This is a genomic window from Parabacteroides massiliensis (assembly GCF_900155425.1).
GTDB lineage: Bacteria > Bacteroidota > Bacteroidia > Bacteroidales > Tannerellaceae > Parabacteroides > Parabacteroides massiliensis.
On the sequence record NZ_LT700192.1, the window covers coordinates 138428 to 158017 of the forward strand.

The following is a 19590-nucleotide window of genomic DNA, read 5'->3' on the forward strand; positions in this document are numbered from 1 at the left end:
GTGCCCAAAACACAATATATTATAAACTACATGAATAAATCTATCGGAACAATGGTTATGGCAACATCCTTATTATTTGGAGCTTGTAGTGGGGATGGAACTGAGACGGGCGGTCGTGCGTCTCAGCAGAAAGGAAACACCGAAAATGTGATCGGGCGTTCGGACATTAAAGTGAAAGACGGACGAATGACGCCGGAAGTGCTTTGGGCTATGGGACGTATCGGGGGAATGAAAGTATCTCCGGACGGACAGAAAATAGTGTACACTGTAGCCTACTACAGCGTACCGGAAAACAGAAGTAACCGCGAAGTGTTTGTCATGAACGCAGACGGAACGGATAATAAGCAGATTACGAAAACGGCTTACTCCGAAAACGAAGCAGTCTGGATCAAAGGTGGAAAGAAAATCGCTTTCCTTTGCAATGAAAGCGGCAGCAGCCAGCTTTGGGAAATGAATCCGGATGGAAGTGACCGCAGACAACTCTCTACATATGACGGGGATATCGAAGGTTTTGCCTTCTCTCCCGATGAAAAGAAAGTCCTGTTTATTTCACAGGTAAAGACGGTCAAGAGTACGGCAGATAAATATCCGGACTTGGATAAGGCTACCGGCATTATTGTTACGGACCTGATGTACAAGCATTGGGACGAATGGGTGACAACGGCTCCACATCCTTTTGTTGCCGATTTTGATGGCAAGGCTATCAGCAACCCTGTCGATATCATGGAAGGCGAACCGTTTGAAAGCCCGATGAAACCGTTCGGTGGAATCGAACAGCTGGCATGGAATACAACATCGGACAAGGTCGCTTACACGAGTCGTAAAAAGATAGGAAAGGAATATGCGTTGTCCACCAATTCGGATATTTATGTATATGACTTGAGTACGAAAAAAACGACCAATATAAGCGAAGGCATCATGGGGTATGACACGAACCCCCAATACTCTCCCGATGGCAAGTTCATCGCATGGCAGAGCATGGAGCGAGACGGCTATGAGTCTGACCAGAACCGTTTGATGGTCATGAATCTGGAAACTGGCGAAAAGATATTTGCCAGCAAAGATTTTGATTCCAACGTAGACGGGTTCGTCTGGAGTGCAGATGCGAAAGCCCTTTACTTTACGGGGGTATGGCATGGCGAATCTCAGGTTTATAAGATAGATTTGGCGGATGGCAATAAGATCACCCCGCTTACTTCCGGAATGTACGATTATGCCGGGGTAGCCCTGTTAGGTGAAAACAAACTGATCGTGCAGCGTCATTCTTTGAGCATGGGAGACGAAATTTATTCGATCGATTTGGCTGATAACAATAAAGTGGCTCAGTTGACAACGGAGAACAAACATATCTATGACCAGTTGGCAATCGGCAAGGTGGAAGGGCGTTGGATGAAAACGACGGATGGCAAGCAGATGCTTACCTGGGTGATTTATCCTCCCCATTTCGATCCGAATAAGAAATATCCTACCTTATTATTCTGTGAAGGTGGTCCTCAAAGTCCGGTAAGCCAATTCTGGTCTTATCGTTGGAATATGCAGATTATGGCCGCTAACGACTATATCGTGGTGGCTCCGAACCGCCGCGGCCTTCCCGGTTTCGGTATGGAATGGAATGAACAGATCAGCGGTGACTATGGTGGCCAGTGCATGAAAGACTATTTTACTGCTATCGACGAGATGTCGAAAGAGCCGTTTGTCGATAAGGATCGTCTGGGTTGCGTCGGTGCGAGCTTCGGAGGTTTCTCCGTTTATTGGTTGGCCGGTCATCACAACAAACGTTTCAAAGCCTTTATTGCACACGACGGTATTTTCAATATGGAAATGCAGTATCTCGAAACAGAAGAAATGTGGTTTGCCAACTGGGATATGGGTGGCGCTTACTGGGAAAAGCAGAATGCGACGGCACAACGTACGTTTGCCAATTCCCCGCACCTGTTTGTCGATAAATGGGATACCCCGATCCTTTGCATCCACGGTGAAAAGGATTATCGTATTCTGGCCAACCAAGGTATGGCAGCGTTTAATGCAGCTGTCCTTCGAGGTGTTCCGGCCGAGCTGTTGATCTATCCGGATGAAAACCATTGGGTGTTGAAACCTCAGAATGGCGTGCTTTGGCAGCGTACATTCTTTGAGTGGTTGGATATGTGGCTGAAGAAATAAGGATTTTGAGCAAATCATAGTTTTTATCAATTTGCCGATAGAATAAATTTATTGGTTTTGTAGGGCTTGTTATAGAATGTTTCCCTACATTTGTAAAAAAAACAAACAGCGAGTGTTACAACTGTTTTAGATTATACAACCAATAAAAAAAGACAAAGATGAAAAAGAAATGGATTTGCACAGTATGTGGTTATGTACACGAAGGTGATGAAGCTCCCGAATTCTGTCCTCAATGCAAGCAGCCGAAGAGCAAGTTTAAAGAATTGGTAGAAACAACCGGAGCACTGACTTTTGCCGATGAACACGTGATCGGTGTTGCTAAAGGTTGTGATGAAGAAATGATTAAAGACTTGAATGCGCACTTCATGGGCGAATGTACTGAAGTTGGAATGTATTTGGCTATGAGTCGCCAGGCTGATCGCGAAGGCTATCCCGAAGTAGCGGATGCTTTCAAACGCTATGCTTGGGAAGAGGCTGAACATGCTGCCAAGTTTGCCGAACTGTTAGGTGATGTTGTTTGGGATACAAAAACAAACTTGGAAAAACGTAAAGATGCCGAATGTGGTGCTTGCGAAGATAAGAAACGTATTGCCACTCGTGCAAAACAATTAAACCTGGATGCTATCCACGACACTGTTCACGAAATGTGCAAGGACGAAGCTCGCCACGGTAAAGGATTTGAAGGTCTATACAACCGTTATTTCAAATAATTCGCAAATTCGTTAACAAGGAAAAGGCGTTCTTTTAGGAGAATGCCTTTTTTTCTTGCAAAAAAATCCTCTTAAAAGGACAACGAATTTGAATTTTCCCTACATTTGCACTCGCAAACAACGACCTAAGGAAAGCTGCCAGAGTGGTCGAATGGGCCGCACTCGAAATGCGGTGTACGGGTAACTGTACCGGGGGTTCGAATCCCTCGCTTTCCGCTGAACTAACCAGATGGTAAACAGATAAGTCCCACAAATTCAACGATTTGTGGGACTTTTTTTTATCTCCTTATGTCTGCCCTATCGGACAGGCATTTAGATTCTTTCTTAGTGTAAACGACTTTGGGTGTGGGAATATGACTATTTGCGAATCAATGCCGTTTGCATTCTGTGCAGCGGTAATGGTAATGATCGGTTGCTTTATTGCAAATGGAACAATTGGTCCCGCCGGCATTATGATAGGGTGCCATGCTTGAACCGGCAGCATAAGTATATGATTCCGGCCTGTATCCCTTACCACCGCATTTGGGACATGTTCCTGAACTTGAAGATGACGACGAAAAACTACTTGACGATGAATAGCCGTCGGCCGCTACTTCTCTTTTGGCTGCTTGATAAGCTTCTGCTTCACCAGGAGCCCATAACTTGCTCATTGTTTGGTTTCCTGCACCTTGGCAATACTTGCATCTTCCGCTTCCTTGGCAGATGGTGCATTGTTGGTAGTTTTTGAAGTATGAATTATATATTTTGCCTTGTCCGTTGCAGAGGTAACATGTCTTTTTCCCGTAACAGCCCACACATGTTGTCACTGAATATACGAAACAATATCCATCTTCATACCATGTGTAGTGTGCTTGCCCGTAAACGCAAGGAGCCGTAAGTTCATTCCTGATGATACGTCCGTTGAAATCCTGCTGCCCTTTGCGTTGATCGCCACTATATTGGAACGACTGTGCCATTGCTGCATTGGCTGTATTACCAGATAGAGATTGGGACAATGCAGACATTACATTTTGTCCGCCGGCTACTGAACTCACAACATCAAGTGCGCGTCCAATTGCTGAAAGCCAGTTCCGTTTGCGTTTTTGAGTGCTTGTTTTCGTTTCTTGGTACGTTGCTGAAGGTATTGTACTGCTCGTAAACGATTCATTATCGGCAGGGGTTTCCGTAATGTGTTTGTGAGTACGACAAGCTATTCTAAAATCCTCTGCCCGTGTTTTTAATAAATCGACAGCAAAAATTACCACATCATTGATACTGTCTTCATTTTGCGTTAATATACGTGGAATAGGCAAATATGTAGGTTCAGCCAGGCATTTCCAATCAGCTTTTGAATAACCGGCTTCTGCAAGCTTCTTATAATCTAAATATTTTTCTACAGGCCATCCTTTTTCAGCAGCTTCTATACAAAAACGTGCATGCCATGCCAGAGCAAATACAGTATCTTTTTCCACCTCTTTCTCGTATGTATAGCAAAAAGCAACATTTGTTGCCGCACTTGGGTTTCCCGCTTCAAGCGAGCAAAGCGACCAATATAAGTTTTTTAGTCCGTCTCGATATTTATCTCCATTATAACCGGCATAATATTCCGATAGATTATCCATCGCATTTGCATCACCCCGGTCAGCATAGATTTTGAATTCTTTAAACGCCTTTTCATGCCACATTTCTGCAGTTTTTTTCGCATCAGCGTCTTTCAGCTTTCCTGCTTCATACATACGGGCGATCTCCCATGCCCCCCATGGATAACCATAGTCGGAACTTTTTTTGTAACACTCCAATGCCTTATTATAGTCAACAACCCCTGGATAAGTAGCATTAGACTGCCTTCCATAATTATAACAATCCCCCAAAGCCTTTATAGCCGAAACATTTCCTTTGGCAGCTTCGGCTTCTATCACATTAAAAGAATAATTGATGTTTTTATTTTCATACATTTGTTGTGCTTTTGCAGATAGTGCTATTGCACAGAGTAATAAAGTGGTAAATATATTTTTCATCGTAGATAAATTAAAAAAATACATAAAAACTGTTCAGTTTGGGTGCAAAGGTAATAAAAGAAATAGCACTGACTTTATTTTATAATCTTTTTATTTTAAGTATAAATAAGAGCTGTATTTTTACATTTGGTAAAAAGTTTCAGTGAATATTTTTTGTGAAACTTTAGTTTCAAATAGTTTCTTGCCTTGAAACTTTTGTTTCACTTGCTTGAAACTTTAGTTTCCTCGGTTGAAACTTTAGTTTCGACCGCAGACACAAAAGTTTCGACCGCAGGCACAGAAGTTTCGACCGCAGATACAAAAGTTTCGAACCTTGAAACAATTAGTGGAATAGCTTGTTTGTCGGGTTTTCAATATCCGCAGCACTTTACACGATTTTTCAAGCGGTTACATCTCATCACTTTCTTTTATATCCCAACCGTTAATCTTTATGCCGATCGGGCTATAACCCTTGAATGAGATTTCAATTGTGAAATCATGTTCGTTCTCTAAATTAATATCTGGATTTTTGTTCAGAAGTTCTCCGATAAGGTCTTCATCGTAGCAAACGGTGTTTGTTCCATCCACTATCTGTAAATGCGGTATCCGGTTTTTATCAAGTTTCATTACATTGAAATCTGCTGTTAACGTATCGCTCTCTTGTGCAGGTCTCATATAGACAGGCGTATAAAGAATCCGGTCGTCATTGGTAAACGAAGATGAATATCCGTATTTGCCATTATCATCTTCGATATAGATGTTATGAGATAAGGCTTTGTCCAAATTATAGGCAATGACACGGATATGGTTCGTAATCTGTTTTAGATTTATCCGGACAATCTTTTTTTCGTGTTCATCCAATGTTACCGTCTTATGTATCCCGTGATATAGCAACTTGGGTTGGACTGTAATCCGGTTGTCCGTATCCCGTTTCAGGAACAAGAAAAAATCTTCTATATGCGTTAGTCCCGGAATGCACGTTGTTGTTCCGTATGTTGCCTCGTCATACCCCGCCCATGTTACAAATTGGTAACTTCCTTGTGTATAAGGAAGTCCCAATTCATAATTATCATCGATCCATATCAGGGAATCATTTATTTGTGAAACGAAAAAACCTTTGTCGTCAAAAATGAATACAGATAACCGATCGACCCTATTTCCGTTATCGGGGGTATTTGTGCCGGCCGGATATTGAAATTTAAGAACGATACCTGTTTCGTCCGGAATACATTCCGGCAGGCCTTCTTGTATACAATCTGTCAGTGCGAATGACCAGGTAACTAATATGATCCATTTTAAACAAGCTTTCATTTCACAGATAAAATGATGGATTATAGATCATAGTCTTCTTCGTAAACCTCCCATGGATTGATTTCGATATCCGTACTTATCCATGTTTCAGGTTTTAGTATTTCTCCGGTATCGAAATTGTCTGAAGGATTACCAGGGGCTTGTATACTATGGATGTTTACCTTAAAATACTGATTCCGGTAAACATTGTAAGGCGCTTGAGGTGACGTGGCATTGGCATTGACGAAAATGTGGAAGTAACAGATTCCATCAGTAAAGGTATTCTCTTCCAATGCGTATGTTCCGTTATAAGAAGGCATTCCCGGAGTGTTATTGCTGCAAAGCTCGGCATATTGTTGTGCAATGGTTCCATTTACGAAATAGTTGGCAATGCCATCGGTTGTTCTGACAACATAGAAAGTTTTGCCGGAATTATTAGGATTGTCGATAATTGTAAAATCTGCCGGTTGGGTTGGCGTAGGATTGGTGGTCGATATTACTTTGTCTGGCGTAAACACTCCACTGACACTGATAAAAGTCACTCCGTTTATTTCTGTTTGCCCTAAGCTGTATTTGAATGAATTCTCCGGCGCATAGGAAAAAGAGGCCGGAACATCGGCTGAGAGATATGTGTTTATGGCGTCTGAACCTCTTTCGAAGTCCGATACGGAATAATTTTCCCAGTTATAATCCTTGATAATCCCGTCTCTTTTATCTTGTATGAAGTAGAACTTTTTATTCAAGTTTCTCCACCCGAATTTTATGTCTGTCATTTTTCCTCCTCCGTTTACAACGAAGTCATTCGCTTTAAATACGGCTGTTTTCGCCACAACGCGGGAAACCGGAATAGACATGCGGTTTGTTAGGGCAAGGCTTTCATCTTCATATAAGTTTGCGGCCGGAGTGCTTTCCGGATAACTTGTGTTGAACATGACAAAGCCGTTTGTCGGGTCTGCCAGTTGTGAGATTTCTTGAGCAAACTCGTTATAGCTGAATGCCCCGAGGCCATTGGTCGTGATGTAGTTGACCATGTCTGCGTTGAGGTTCACTGCTGCAAAAATATATTTGTCGTTTTTTTTGGTTTTGATAGGTTTGTTTGTCACCCAGGTGGAGCTACCGGAAGATTGAGGGGTAAGGGAATTGTCTTCTACCGTAAATTCGGCAACCGTCGGTGTATGTGGGGGATCGGTATCATAGATAAATACATGCAAGGTCTTGACCTTGTTTTCATCTGCTGTCCCCGAATCAATGGCACGGCCCGAAGGGGCTTTCGTCATAGTCGTATGAGGAATATTTATCGCGATAGAGGTATACGCGTCCGGGCGGTCGGCTTTCGGATCTTTTGCGGATTCTTGAGGGAACTCGTTCTCTTCGCTGCATGCCGTAATAGCTAATGCTGCAAATAACGTCATACACAAATTGCTTGTTTTCATATGCTTGCTTTTTTTAGTGAATACTTATATTGCTTTTTTATTTATCCGGTTTAATCCGATTGTCCTATGAAAACATCCGTTCGGTCCAAATGGTTACGTTTTTAAGGAAAATGGATATTCTTTAAAAAACAATGAGTTAGATTAATGAAACAAAAGGACGATGATTCATGTTTTATCGGAAAAACGCATCATGAGAAAATTTATATCCATCCTGGCCGTTATTCTCTTTTTTATATCCTGTAATGACGAGGTAGAGATACCTGCCGGAAATGATGCAGGTGATGGTATAAAAGTGAGAATGGTCATAACGATTCCCTTTTCTACAGGTTATTCTAAGACAAAAGCCGGGATTGGACAACCCATTCATGAGTCTTTGATTAGTGAAGTCCAGGTGTTGGTGTTTGAAGATCGGAAATACCGGTACCGGGTGCCAGGCATATCTATCAATAGCAATACGGAACAGACAACATTCACTGCTCTTTTGAAAGCGAGTCCTTTGCCTGTGGAATTGCTTATTTTGGCAAATACAGACGAAGCGGTTATATCCAATGAACCGTCGTCGGGTGATAGTAAAGATGTCGTGAAAAAGAAAATAAATCGGCAGTTTGATAATCTGGTATCCAATTTCCCGATGTATGGCGAATATGAGTTCCCTGCCGGACTGTCATCGACGGAAAAACAAGAAATCACAGGAATAAAGATGTTACGCTCCATAGCCCGTGTGGATGTTATCGCTACCGAAGCTATGAATTTCAGACTGGCGGGAGTAAAAGCATATCGTGCCAATAGTTCGTTGCAGGTGATTCCTGATGAAGCGGGCTCTGTGAAAGTGACAACTCCGAGTGTCCCTGACGAAAGTACGGCAAATGTGAACAGCCGTATGTTTTCTGTTGCCGAGGAGGATGGAAATGAATTTTCCGCACAACTTTATTTGCCGGAGGCGAGTTCTCCGGCCGAAAGCGACCGGGTAAGCAATGCCACGTGTGTCGTCGTCGGTGGCTACTATAATGGAAGCGACAAGATGAGTTATTATCGTATGGATTTTGACCCGGATAACAAGGAAAACTCTTTTGGGCAAATCCTGCGTAATCATAAATATATATTTAATGTAAAAAAGGTTTCCGCTCCCGGATGGGACAATCCTGACGATGCTGCGAATAACCGGTCTGCACATATTATGGTGGAAGTGCAACAATGGGATGATAATACGATAGATATGTCTTTTGACGGAGAACATCATTTCGGTGTTTCTTCCCGCGAAATCGTATTGAATAACAAGGCTGGTTCTAATGCAGTCATAGATGTGTTTACCGACTTGACCGACTATACGCTTCAGTGGGCGGATGCCAATGGCTTGCCGATAGGAAGTGAGGAACAATCATTATCAGATGATTATTTTACCGTAGAAAAGAATCCGGACGGCAGTCGGTTGATTGTAACGGCCTTACAGGATAATATGTCTGGTGATGCCGGTCCGGTCCGGCGTTTTGTCATTACTGCCCATCGGTGGAAAATCTTGGTGACGGTCCGGCAAAAATATAGTGTGGCAGCCAATACGGTAATCAATTTGTTGACATTTAATGCCGGCTTAGGTAATTTGGGCACTAATCTTGTCGCTTCGGTTTCTCCTGACGGACGTGCAGGAGGTATAAGAGGCATATTGGATAATCGGAATAATTTCGGTCCGGACGGGAATGTCATTTGTGGAGGGTATAATCTGATACGGTCCAATACAAATAATAATAGATTGACAGATGCCCTTTTTGCGGCTTTTGATGTCGTATATGTCCATTATATGGGTAATGCTTATTTCGGAAATGAAGATGCGAAGAAAGTACATGATTGGTTGAAGGCGAAGAAGAACCGTGTGCTGATTGCCTCTTATGATGCCACGGATGTAAGTAAATATCTGATCGATGAACTTTTAGGAGGAAATAGCGATATAAAATATTTGACCGCCAATAATGGTGAGTTTGCTGTCGCTCCGTCAAGCGTGGATAATAGCTACTTCACTTCTACCGGACCTTTTACAAGCGGATCTTATACTCCGGTCTCTCCGGGTTTCTCATTTCGTAACTACGATGCCTATCATGGTGAAATACTTTTGAACACCGAGTCGGCGAAAGGAATCACTCCGATTTTGACAGGGAAGGCTGGAGGGATCGTGTTAGGTGTAGACTATTCGAGACGGATCGTTTATATCGGAGATACGGATTTGGGTAACTCTTTGTCCGGAACAGGAGGTACAAGTGATAACCGGATAAATAACACTACAGGAGAGATAAATAATGATGCTTCTAAATTGATAGCCAATCTCTTTGCCTGGATAACCGATGTCGTGTTATATGGGGAATAAGTGGAAAGGCGGAAGATGGAAATGCGTTGTTTGTTCTGAAAAGATTTGCCGGTTGGGAAATAAACGGTATCTTTATCATGCTATATACTTAATCAATTCGATCTTTTAACTCTATAGTTGTTGTCTATATGTTTTTAACAACATCACAAATACAGTTTATTAAAGAACATGCAGCAGATGATTTGGCTCGTCTGTTACTTTCCGCCGCTAAGTACCCCGGAATGGATATCCCTTTTTTGGTCGATCAGATTGCGGCCCGGAGGCAGATTCGGGAGAAATTGCCTTCGTGGTATGAGAACGAGCGACTGGCCTTCCCCTCAAAGATTGCGGCAGAACAATGTTCTTCCGAACAAACGGCTGCCTATAAGCAAGAACTGGTTGGCGAAGACTGGACTGTCTGTGACTTGACGGGAGGCTTGGGAATCGATAGCTATTTTCTTTCCCGTAAGGCAAAACATTTGACTTACATAGAGCGTTTCCCTGCTTATTGTGAAGCTGCGGAATATAATTTTTCCGTCTTGGGAGCCGGTAATATAACGGTTGTAAATGGCGATATCACTCAATTTGTCGAAGCTCTTCCGGTGGTCGATGCCTTCTATATCGATCCTGCACGTCGAGGCGAATCCAACAAACGGGTTTTCGCCTTGCAGGATTGCGAACCTGACCTGCCCGGATTGTTGCCGGAACTTTTGAAACGTTCTCCGCGTGTCATTGCAAAACTCTCTCCGATGGCCGATATACAAATGACTTTGGAGCTGCTGCCGGGGACGACGTCCGTACATGTCCTTTCTGTGAAAAACGAATGCAAAGAACTGCTTTTCGTGACGGAACGCGGGGCGGAAGGCAGACAGCCGTCGATCCGGTGCATCAATTTCGGGACGAACGGGGTGCAATCTTTTCTTTTTACAATGGAGGAGGAGCGTAATGCCGGACTGATCTTGGCCGAACGGGTCGGTGCATATTTGTATGAACCGAATGTCTCGGTTTTAAAAGCCGGAGCATTTAAGCAGATAGCTGTCCGGATGGGAGTAAAGAAGTTGCAGGTGAGCAGCCATTTATATACTTCGGACCAGTTGGTTTCCGGATTCCCCGGTCGTAGATTCCGGGTAGACGAAATACTGCCTTTTACAGGGAAACTCTGTAAAGGGCTTTCGAAAACACTTCCTCAGGCAAATATAACCGTGCGCAATTTTCCCCTTTCAGTAGAAGAACTGCGCAAGCGGACGAAGATAGCCGACGGTGGTCCTGTCTTTCTTTTTGCAACCACTCTTTCGGATGGGAAAAAGGTTCTGGTCAGGTGCTCCAAAGCCTGATCAGGTAAATAACATCAGTACCAACTGCGCCGAGATTACACGGATAAACATTGAAAGCGGATAGACGGTGGCATAAGAAACGGAAGGCTCGTCGCCATCGACAGTCGTGTTGGCATAGCTTAAAGCCATCGGGTTTGCCATGCTTCCGCAAAGCATCCCTACATTATGCGCATAGTCGAGTTTGAAGAATTGCGAAGCCACAAAACCGATGATCAGTACCGGCACGATCGTCAGCAGGAATCCCAGCCCGACCCAAAGCAACCCTTCAGCCCGGAAAACCGTTTCGAAGAAATGTGCCCCCGAATCGATTCCTAATCCCGCCAAGTAAATAATGATTCCCAATTGACGGAGCATCAGGTTGGCGCTCATCGTCGTGTAGGTTGTCAGATGGAAACGTGGACCGAATGCTCCCATTAGGATCCCGACAATGATCGGGCCTCCGGCAATCCCCAATTTGACCGGCGTGCTCATCCCCGGCAGCGTGATCGGCAACGCCCCTAACAGCATGCCCAGTGAGATACCGATAAAGACAGCCAACAGGTTCGGGTTTTTTAACCGTTTGATCTCGTCACCTAAAATCTTTCCGACCGTGTTCACCGAGTTTGCTTCTCCGACGATTGTCAGCCGGTCGCCGATTTGCAGGCGCAGGTCGGGAGAGGCCAGCAGGTCTATACCGGCACGGTTCACACGCGTAATATTGATACCGTAGAGGTTGCGGAGGCGGAGGGAACCCAGTTTTACACCGTTCACTCGGTTACGGGTCACCGCGATGCGGCGGGAGATCAGTTGGCTGTCGATGGCATTCCAATCGATATCCGCCTTATTCCAGTCGACATTTTCCTGTTCGCCAAAGAGGACTTTAATATTTTCGACATCCGATTTGACGGAGATGATCAAAAGGTGGTCATGTTCGTGGAGCAAGGTGTCTGAAGTCGGAATGCTTACCTTCCCGTTTCTCCATACGCGGGAGATAACGAAATGTTTGTCTGTCAGCTTCATCACATCCTTGATGCTTTTCTCGTAGATGGCCGGATTACTAACCTGGAATTCGGCGACATAGGTAGTCGTATCGCGCTGTTCTCTCTGGTCTTTAGGTTTCTTGTCGGCAAACAAGGCTCTCAGGATGATAATCGCCAAGATCACGCCCACCACACCGAGCGGATAAGTGACGGCACACGCCAATGCCATGTCTGTCACCCCTTTGGTGTTGGATGGATCTATCTGCAACAAAGCTTGTTGGGCAGCTCCTAATGCAGGCGTGTTGGTGACGGCCCCACAAAGCAAACCGACCATATTGGAAAGGGAAACTCCTGTTGTCCAGTGCAGTCCGACCGTCATAGCCAGTCCGAGTACAATAACGCCCAGCCCCATCATGTTCATAGCTACGCCTCCCTTTTTCAGCGAAGAGAAAAAACCGGGTCCTACCTGTAATCCTAATGCGTAGACGAAAAGGATCAGACCGAAACTTTGTGCGAAATAAAGCATGTCTTTATTTACGACAATCCCTAAATGCCCTGCCAGGATACCTGCAAAGAATACGAATGTAATACCCAGTGATATACCGAATATCTTGATCCGCCCCAAATACAATCCGAGTGCAGAGACCAGTGAAATAATGATAACCGCCTGAACCATCGTAGGTTCTAAAAAGGCCTCTTGTAACCAATTCATAAGTTTCCCTCTGTTTATTGACGGCACAAAGATAGGCAATAATTTAGAAGAAGGCCGGTAACGACCCGATAAGTAGTTATATCCGGCGACAAAATCGTCTACATATCGTCGCCCTGTTTATGTTTACCGTGTCATAGGCCGTATAAGAATTAAATTTAACTTTATGAAGAAAATAAACGACTGTTTTGCTTATATTTTAGTTTCTCTTGAGTCCTTTTATAAAAAAAGCAAGAAATATGCGTCTGTTTTTGTGAATTATCAAATATAATTGTATTTTTGTGCAAATATTTTGATTAGGCTCTTACAGAGTTTGGATCAATTGTTAGTTTTCTGACAAAATTATTGTAAAAAGGAATGCAATTGTAATGCAGATATAAATCTAATAATTCAAATTTATGAACAGCGCTTTACTGAAAAACAATCTTGCTGCAATCGTAGCAGATTCTCAGACGCGGAAGGTATTGTCAAGATCCGGTCTTATAGCTGGATTATGTATATCTTCCATCGTTTCTTCGTACGCTATTCCAAGTGGAGTGGATGCGACGAAAGCAAATAATGAAAGTGTTATGATCACCCAGCAGTCTAAAAAGGTGTCGGGTGTAGTAACGGACAGTGCCGGTGAACCTATACCGGGTGCAAATGTCGTGCAGAAAGGAACGACGAATGGTACAAGTACCGATATGGACGGTAAGTATACCTTGGATGTTCCTAATAATGCAACACTGGTTGTTTCTTTTATCGGTTATACAACGAAAGAAATTAAGGTTGGTAGCCAGTCTGTGTTGAACATCAGCTTGGATGAAGAAGCAATCGGTCTGAATGAGGTTGTAGCGATCGGTTACGGTTATGTGAAGAAAAAAGATTTGACGGGTGCTATTTCTACTGTATCGGCTGACGATATGGTGTTGGGTGGTACGGTGAGCAACGCAGCTCAGGCGTTGCAAGGTAAAACAGCCGGTGTGCAGGTATCGCAAAGTTCAAAAGCGCCGGGTGGTACCATTTCGGTACGTGTCCGTGGTAACAACTCAATTTCGTCTACCAACGAACCTCTTTATGTGGTGGATGGTTTCCCTTCTTCCGAAGGTTTGAACTTGAACCCGAATGATATAGAATCCATGCAGATCCTGAAAGACGCATCGGCCACAGCTATTTATGGTGCACGTGGTGCGAATGGCGTTGTGTTGATTACAACAAAACGAGGAAAAGCAGGCGAAAATAAAATTTCTTACAGTGGCTACCTGGGAGCCCAGAAGGTGGATAATCCGTTTGAGTTCATCAATGCAAAGGATTATATGAATTTGCAAAATGCGTTGTATCAGGAGATCGCCGGTCAGGAAGGTAATCCGAACGGAGCTTATACGCCGTCTCAATTACAGTCTACGGTAGATACCGACTGGCTGGATGTTTGTACACGGCTCGCATTGGTGCAGGATCATAACATTCAGTTCCGTGGCGGTTCTGAAAAGACAAAAGTTTTGACCAGCTTGGGATATTATAAACAAGAAGGTGTTTTGAAGAATACGGATTTTAACCGTATTTCCGGACGTGTAAATGTCGATCAAACCATCAATGATTTCATTAAAGCCGGTGCAACGATGTATGCTCACCGTGAACGTTCGAACGCTCAATCTTATAGTGGTAATATTTTGGGCGAGAACGTAATGTTGAGTGTGATGGGCTACGATCCGACGGTAAAGCCTTACAATGATGACGGTTCATACGGACGTGTTCCTGGTGGACGTGGAGATAACCCGCTGGCCAATTTGCTGGAACGTAAGAAAGAAGTCGTGAATGACAAGTTCAACGGAACAGCTTTTCTCGAACTTCATCCGTTTGACGGATTTACAGCTAAAGCTACGGCTGGTGTCGAAATGTTACATAATTTCAAAGGCTCTTATTTGCCCCAATCTACTACTTATGCTGGGGAAATAGAAGGAGGTGTGGCTTCTACGTATGATTTCAGAGCAACCCGGCAGGTGTTTGAAGGCATATTGAATTATATGAAGACCTTTAACAGCGTACACGACTTGAATGTGATGTTGGGATATTCGTATGAAAAATACAGTGCTGAATCTCGTTCTGCAAGCGGAAAAGGTTTCTCGACAGACCTGTTCCAATGGAACAATTTGGGTGCCGCTTCTATTAAAGGAATCTCTTCGGCCAAGACCGAGAATCTTTTGGCTTCATTCTTCGGCCGTGTGAATTATACGTTCAATGATAAATATTTGGCAACGGTAACGGTTCGTCGTGATGGTTCTTCTCGATTTGGATCGAACAATCATTGGGGAACATTCCCATCAGGATCTTTGGCATGGCGTGCCAGTGAAGAAGAGTTTGTGAAGAACTGGGGCGTTTTCAGCAACTTGAAAGTACGTGCCGGTTATGGTGTCACGGGTAACGAACGTATCGGTGACTATGCTTCCTATGCATTGGTTTCCACCAACCATATCACACTGGACGGCTCAAGCAATACGCCGGGTACACACCTGAGCCAGAGTAGTCCGGAAAATGCCAGTTTGAAGTGGGAAACGACAACCCAGTATAATGTCGGTTTCGATATGGGCTTCTTCAATAACCGTTTGTCTGTTACGTTGGATGGTTACTGGAAGAAAACAAAAGATTTGTTGCTGAAAGTTTCCTTGCCTTATTATACTGGTTTTACTTCCGGACAGCAGAATATCGGTGAGATCTCGAACCGAGGTTTTGAATTGGATATCACTTCTCATAATCTGACGGGTGCTTTCACATGGGATACGAAGTTCAATTTGGCACTCAACCGGAACAAGGTGTTGGATTTGGGTAGTAGCGGCGATATACGTATCACTTCAGCTAAACCGGTCGGTACGGTATCGGAAAATGCTTATGCTATTGTGCGCGAGGGAGAACCTCTCGGATCTTTGTATGGATGGAAATATATCGGTGTTCTGCAGGAAGGAGAAACATACGCTCCACAGCCCAATTCAAAACCGGGTGATCCGAAATTCGAAGATATCAATAACGATGGTAAGATCGATGCTGATGACCGTACGATTATTGGTAATGCCAATCCTGATTTGATTTTTGGTTTGACCAACAATTTCGCATGGAAAGGATTTGACTTGTCTATTTTCTTCCAGGGATCTATTGGTAATGATTTGTTGAACATGACTCGTATGAACTTGGAATGGAAACGTACGACTGATGCATTGAACCGTTGGACACCTTCAAACACGAATACGGATATTCCGCGTAACGGTTTCTACTACTCACAGTACGGTGGATATGTGAACGATCATTTCGTTGAAGATGCTTCATTCCTCCGTCTGAAGAATTTGACATTGGGTTATACGATTCCGTTTAAAAAAGTGGTAAGTTCTTGCCGGGTATATTTCTCTGCCGAGAACTTGTTTACAATCACTGGTTATTCCGGTTGGGATCCGGAAGTGGATACGAAAGCTAACGAGGCTGCTCAATCAGGAGGAAGCCAACAAACGGCAAATGCTGGTGCTGGTATGGACTTCAATGCTTATCCGGCTATGCGTACTTATACGGTAGGTTTGAATATTACATTCTAATGAAAAGGAGAATTTGAAAATGAATTGTAAGAAATATTTATTAGGTCTGGTTACGATGGGATTGTTTTCGGCTTGTACCGATCTGGATCCTGAAATATATAGTAATTTGACGACGGCGAATGCTTATGGAACAGAGTCGGATATTGAAGCTGCCGTAGTGGGTTTATATTCGGATATGAATCCTTATCCGGGTGATTCTTGGTTGTATTATGGTGGTTATATGATTATGATTACCGATTATGCTACCGATATGGGTTATTCTACAGCAGCCGGCGACCCGACTAAACTGAGTAACATGACGTATGATGCCAGCAACCGTTATTTCAGCAACAACTGGCGGGATATGTACAATGTGATATCGAATGCCAATACGATTCTGGATAATGTAGATGCTGTCAACATGTCGGAAGAAAAGAAGAATCTGGTAAAAGGACAGGCCAAATTCTTGCGGGCAATGGCTTATCGTGATTTGACGGATGCATGGGGTCCGGTTCCTTTTATCACTTCATTGGTGAAGAATCCGTTTACCATGAATGATGCGGCATTGACTCCGGTAGCCGATATTGAAGCTGCTTTGATTTCTGATTTGAAAGAATGTATCAACCTTTTGCCGGCAAGTTGGAGTGGCCAGGACCTGGCTCGTGCCACGAGTGGTGCAGCTGCTACTTTGCTGGGAAAGATATACTTGCGTAACCATGATTATGCAAATGCAAAAACATATATCGACATGGTGTTGAACAGTGGCCAGTATGAATTGGAAAGCGATTTCAAATATGTATGGTCGGAAAACAACAAATATGGAAAGGAGATGATTTTTGCATTATTGCATGAAACGGGTCAGAATGCTGCCGAAATTGCCTGTCACTTTGGTCCGTCGGATCATCCGGATGTACCGGGACGTTGGCAGTATTATGGCGTATCTCTTCCGTTTTGGCGCAGTTATGACAAAGAAGACCCGCGTCGTGAATTCTTCTATTATGATTATACGGGAGATGCAAAACGCGATGACCAATCTAGCTACGGTTTTCATTACATGGTTCCGGAGGAGGGTGTGACGGTTGTTCCGAATGATACGACAAAGTATATGCAAAACGTGGCTACCATGAAATATACATACGATATGATTTCGGATGCTTATTATGATGGACGTACCATTTGTATATTCCGTTTGTCGGATGTTATCCTTTGCAAGGCTGAAATCGAGAATAATTTGAATGGTCCGGCTGCGGCTCTTCCTTACCTGAATCAGATTCGTGCTCGTGCCGGTGCACCGGAATATGGCAAACATGACCGTTTCCCGGCTCCTACGACGAAAGAAGCCATGAACGATGCTATTCTTAAAGAACGTGGTTATGAGCTTGTATTTGAATTCCAGCGTCGTGCGGACTTGATCCGTTTTGGAAAATATGAGGAAATCGTAAATGCACATTTAAAGAAACTGGGTATCTCCCAGCCGACAAATGTAACTTCTGCTTTGCGGTATTTCCCGTATCCGTTGAATGATGCCCAATTGAATCCGAATTTGGCAGCAGAAAATCCTTCACGGTTACCTAAATAAATAATTTTTTTAAGGAAAGAGGGTGTGTTTTGGCATGCCTTCTTTCCTTCTTTTATATTCAATTAATACATAAGATCGATATGAAGCGTTTGATAGGAATTGTTGTTGCCTGCTGCTGTCTGTTGTCAGCTATTTTTATATGGATTGAAAAAAATGCATTGAGATCGATAACCCTGACTTCACCCCGTAATACGGCCATGTATAACCGGGTGGATATTTCGATAGCCAAGCCTGCTCCTGTTTATATTGAATATACGGAAAAAGAGACCGGAAAGTCTTATCGGACCCGTACTTCTCCGGCAGATACGCTTCATCATCTGGATTTGTTACTTTTAAAGGCCAATACCGAATATACTTATCGTGTGGTTATCGATAATCTATTTAAACAAAAATCAAAAGAATTGACTTTTAAGACCCGTGAACAATCTCCTTGGCTGGTGAACCATTGGTTTAATGAAGGACATCCTCATGATACGGAGGCATTGGGAGATGGGATGATATTAGTCTGTTTCGGCCGTCTGCCGGGCTATATGATGTTGATCGACAACGAAGGAGAGGTTCGTTGGTACTGGCAGGTTGAAGATATTGGCGTACGTGCTGCTTCTCTGACTCCGCGGGGGACATTCTTGGCAATGCTTCGTCCGTTTGTGAAAGATGTTATAGATGATTATACTATGACCCCGGAACAAGTACGTAACGAAGAACATAAAAAACCGATGCGCCGCGGTTCAATCGGATTTGCCGGTGGGACCGGATTGGTTGAAGTGTCGTTGACAGGGGAAACGATGTGGCGCCTCGATTTGGATAAAGTAGAAAAGGAAAAAGATCTTCAGGTGATCCATCATGAAATATTGATGGATGAAGACCACAACATACATACACTGTTCCGTCCGAAAAAAGTGGCGGCAATTCCGGTCAATGGAAAAATGGAGACGGATACATTGGGCGGTGATGGCATTATGGTGATCGATACCTTAGGAAAAGTGTTGAAGACATGGTCTGTTTGGAATGTATGGGATATAGAGAAAGATCCGCATATCGGGGAATATCGGTACGACCGTTTCCATATCAACGGGCTTTGCTTTGATAAAGACGGTAATTATCTGTTGTCGGTTCCTATTGAAGACCAGATATGGAAGGTGGATGCCGAAAGTGGCAAACTGGTCTGGCGTTTTGGACGGGACGGAGATTTTAAAATGGACACAACGGCTTATTTCTCTTTCCAGCATTCGCCTTATATTATGGAAAACGGCGATTTGATGCTTTTCGATAATGGCTTGCATAACCAACGTTCCGGTGGCAAGGCTTTTCGGTTGGATGAAGAAAAACGTACGGCCGAGACAACGGTCAATGCTTTATTGCCTGCCGATAGATATACTTCCCGTATGGGAAATGCTTCTATGTTGCCGAATGGGAATTTGCTGCAATGCAGTTCGAAGACAGGTTCGGTGATGGTTACGGATAAGGATGGTAAGGTTCTTTGGGAGAGTGTTTTACATTTCGCTCCTTATCGGGCGGTATATGTTCCGAAGGAAACCTGGGATAAATACTTTAAAGAAATCAAATAAT

11 protein-coding genes and 1 tRNA gene are annotated in these 19590 nt (G+C 43.6%); 8 read left to right on the forward strand and 4 right to left on the reverse strand.

Translation table 11 applies throughout. The features are described 5' to 3' along the window. Positions 1-30: 30 nt before the first annotated feature. The 3 genes from BQ9893_RS19415 (at position 31) to BQ9893_RS19425 (ending at position 3086) form a co-directional block, all read left to right on the forward strand. A complete protein-coding gene (locus BQ9893_RS19415) occupies positions 31-2160 on the forward strand; it encodes a dipeptidyl-peptidase Dpp5 (protein WP_208610831.1) in 2130 nt (709 codons plus the stop codon). Positions 2161-2318: 158 nt separating this feature from the next. After that, positions 2319-2870, forward strand: coding sequence for an NADH peroxidase (locus BQ9893_RS19420; RefSeq protein WP_075967581.1), 552 nt, complete (start codon positions 2319-2321; stop codon positions 2868-2870). Positions 2871-2999: 129 nt separating this feature from the next. Then, positions 3000-3086: transfer RNA gene (locus tag BQ9893_RS19425), tRNA-Ser, on the forward strand. Positions 3087-3238: 152 nt separating this feature from the next. Here the strand turns inward: BQ9893_RS19425 and BQ9893_RS19430 are convergent. From BQ9893_RS19430 to BQ9893_RS19440, 3 genes are all read right to left on the reverse strand, one after another. Further along, positions 3239-4867 (reverse strand): hypothetical protein, encoded by a 1629-nt coding sequence (locus tag BQ9893_RS19430; protein ID WP_139322627.1) that lies wholly within the window; start codon positions 4865-4867, stop codon positions 3239-3241. 387 nt (positions 4868-5254) lie between these two features. After that, the gene (locus BQ9893_RS19435; RefSeq protein ID WP_075967583.1) at positions 5255-6157 is read right to left on the reverse strand and encodes a FimB/Mfa2 family fimbrial subunit; all 903 of its coding nucleotides are present in this window, start codon (positions 6155-6157) and stop codon (positions 5255-5257) included. 20 nt (positions 6158-6177) lie between these two features. Continuing rightward, positions 6178-7569, reverse strand: coding sequence for an Mfa1 family fimbria major subunit (locus tag BQ9893_RS19440; protein ID WP_075967584.1), 1392 nt, complete (start codon positions 7567-7569; stop codon positions 6178-6180). Positions 7570-7759: 190 nt separating this feature from the next. Here BQ9893_RS19440 and BQ9893_RS19445 point away from each other — a divergent pair, with 190 nt between their 5' ends. Continuing rightward, complete coding sequence (locus BQ9893_RS19445) at positions 7760-9925, forward strand: DUF4906 domain-containing protein (RefSeq protein ID WP_075967809.1); 2166 nt, start codon at positions 7760-7762, stop codon at positions 9923-9925. A gap of 128 nt (positions 9926-10053) precedes the next feature. Then, positions 10054-11238: a THUMP-like domain-containing protein gene (locus BQ9893_RS19450; RefSeq protein WP_075967585.1), complete on the forward strand. Its 1185-nt coding sequence runs from the start codon at positions 10054-10056 to the stop codon at positions 11236-11238. Here BQ9893_RS19450 and BQ9893_RS19455 read toward each other — a convergent pair whose 3' ends face one another. Next, positions 11239-12909: a putative transporter gene (locus BQ9893_RS19455; RefSeq protein WP_075967586.1), complete on the reverse strand. Its 1671-nt coding sequence runs from the start codon at positions 12907-12909 to the stop codon at positions 11239-11241. A 395-nt stretch (positions 12910-13304) separates the two neighbouring features. Between BQ9893_RS19455 and BQ9893_RS19460 the strand changes: the two genes are divergently transcribed. The 3 genes from BQ9893_RS19460 to BQ9893_RS19470 all read left to right on the forward strand — a co-directional run bounded on the left by BQ9893_RS19460 (position 13305) and on the right by BQ9893_RS19470 (position 19589). Then, positions 13305-16463, forward strand: a complete 3159-nt coding sequence (locus BQ9893_RS19460; protein WP_075967587.1) for a SusC/RagA family TonB-linked outer membrane protein — start codon at positions 13305-13307, stop codon at positions 16461-16463. 19 nt (positions 16464-16482) lie between these two features. Then, the gene (locus tag BQ9893_RS19465; protein WP_075967588.1) at positions 16483-18021 is read left to right on the forward strand and encodes a RagB/SusD family nutrient uptake outer membrane protein; all 1539 of its coding nucleotides are present in this window, start codon (positions 16483-16485) and stop codon (positions 18019-18021) included. 80 nt (positions 18022-18101) lie between these two features. After that, positions 18102-19589: an aryl-sulfate sulfotransferase gene (locus tag BQ9893_RS19470; RefSeq protein ID WP_075967589.1), complete on the forward strand. Its 1488-nt coding sequence runs from the start codon at positions 18102-18104 to the stop codon at positions 19587-19589. Position 19590 lies beyond the last annotated feature (1 nt).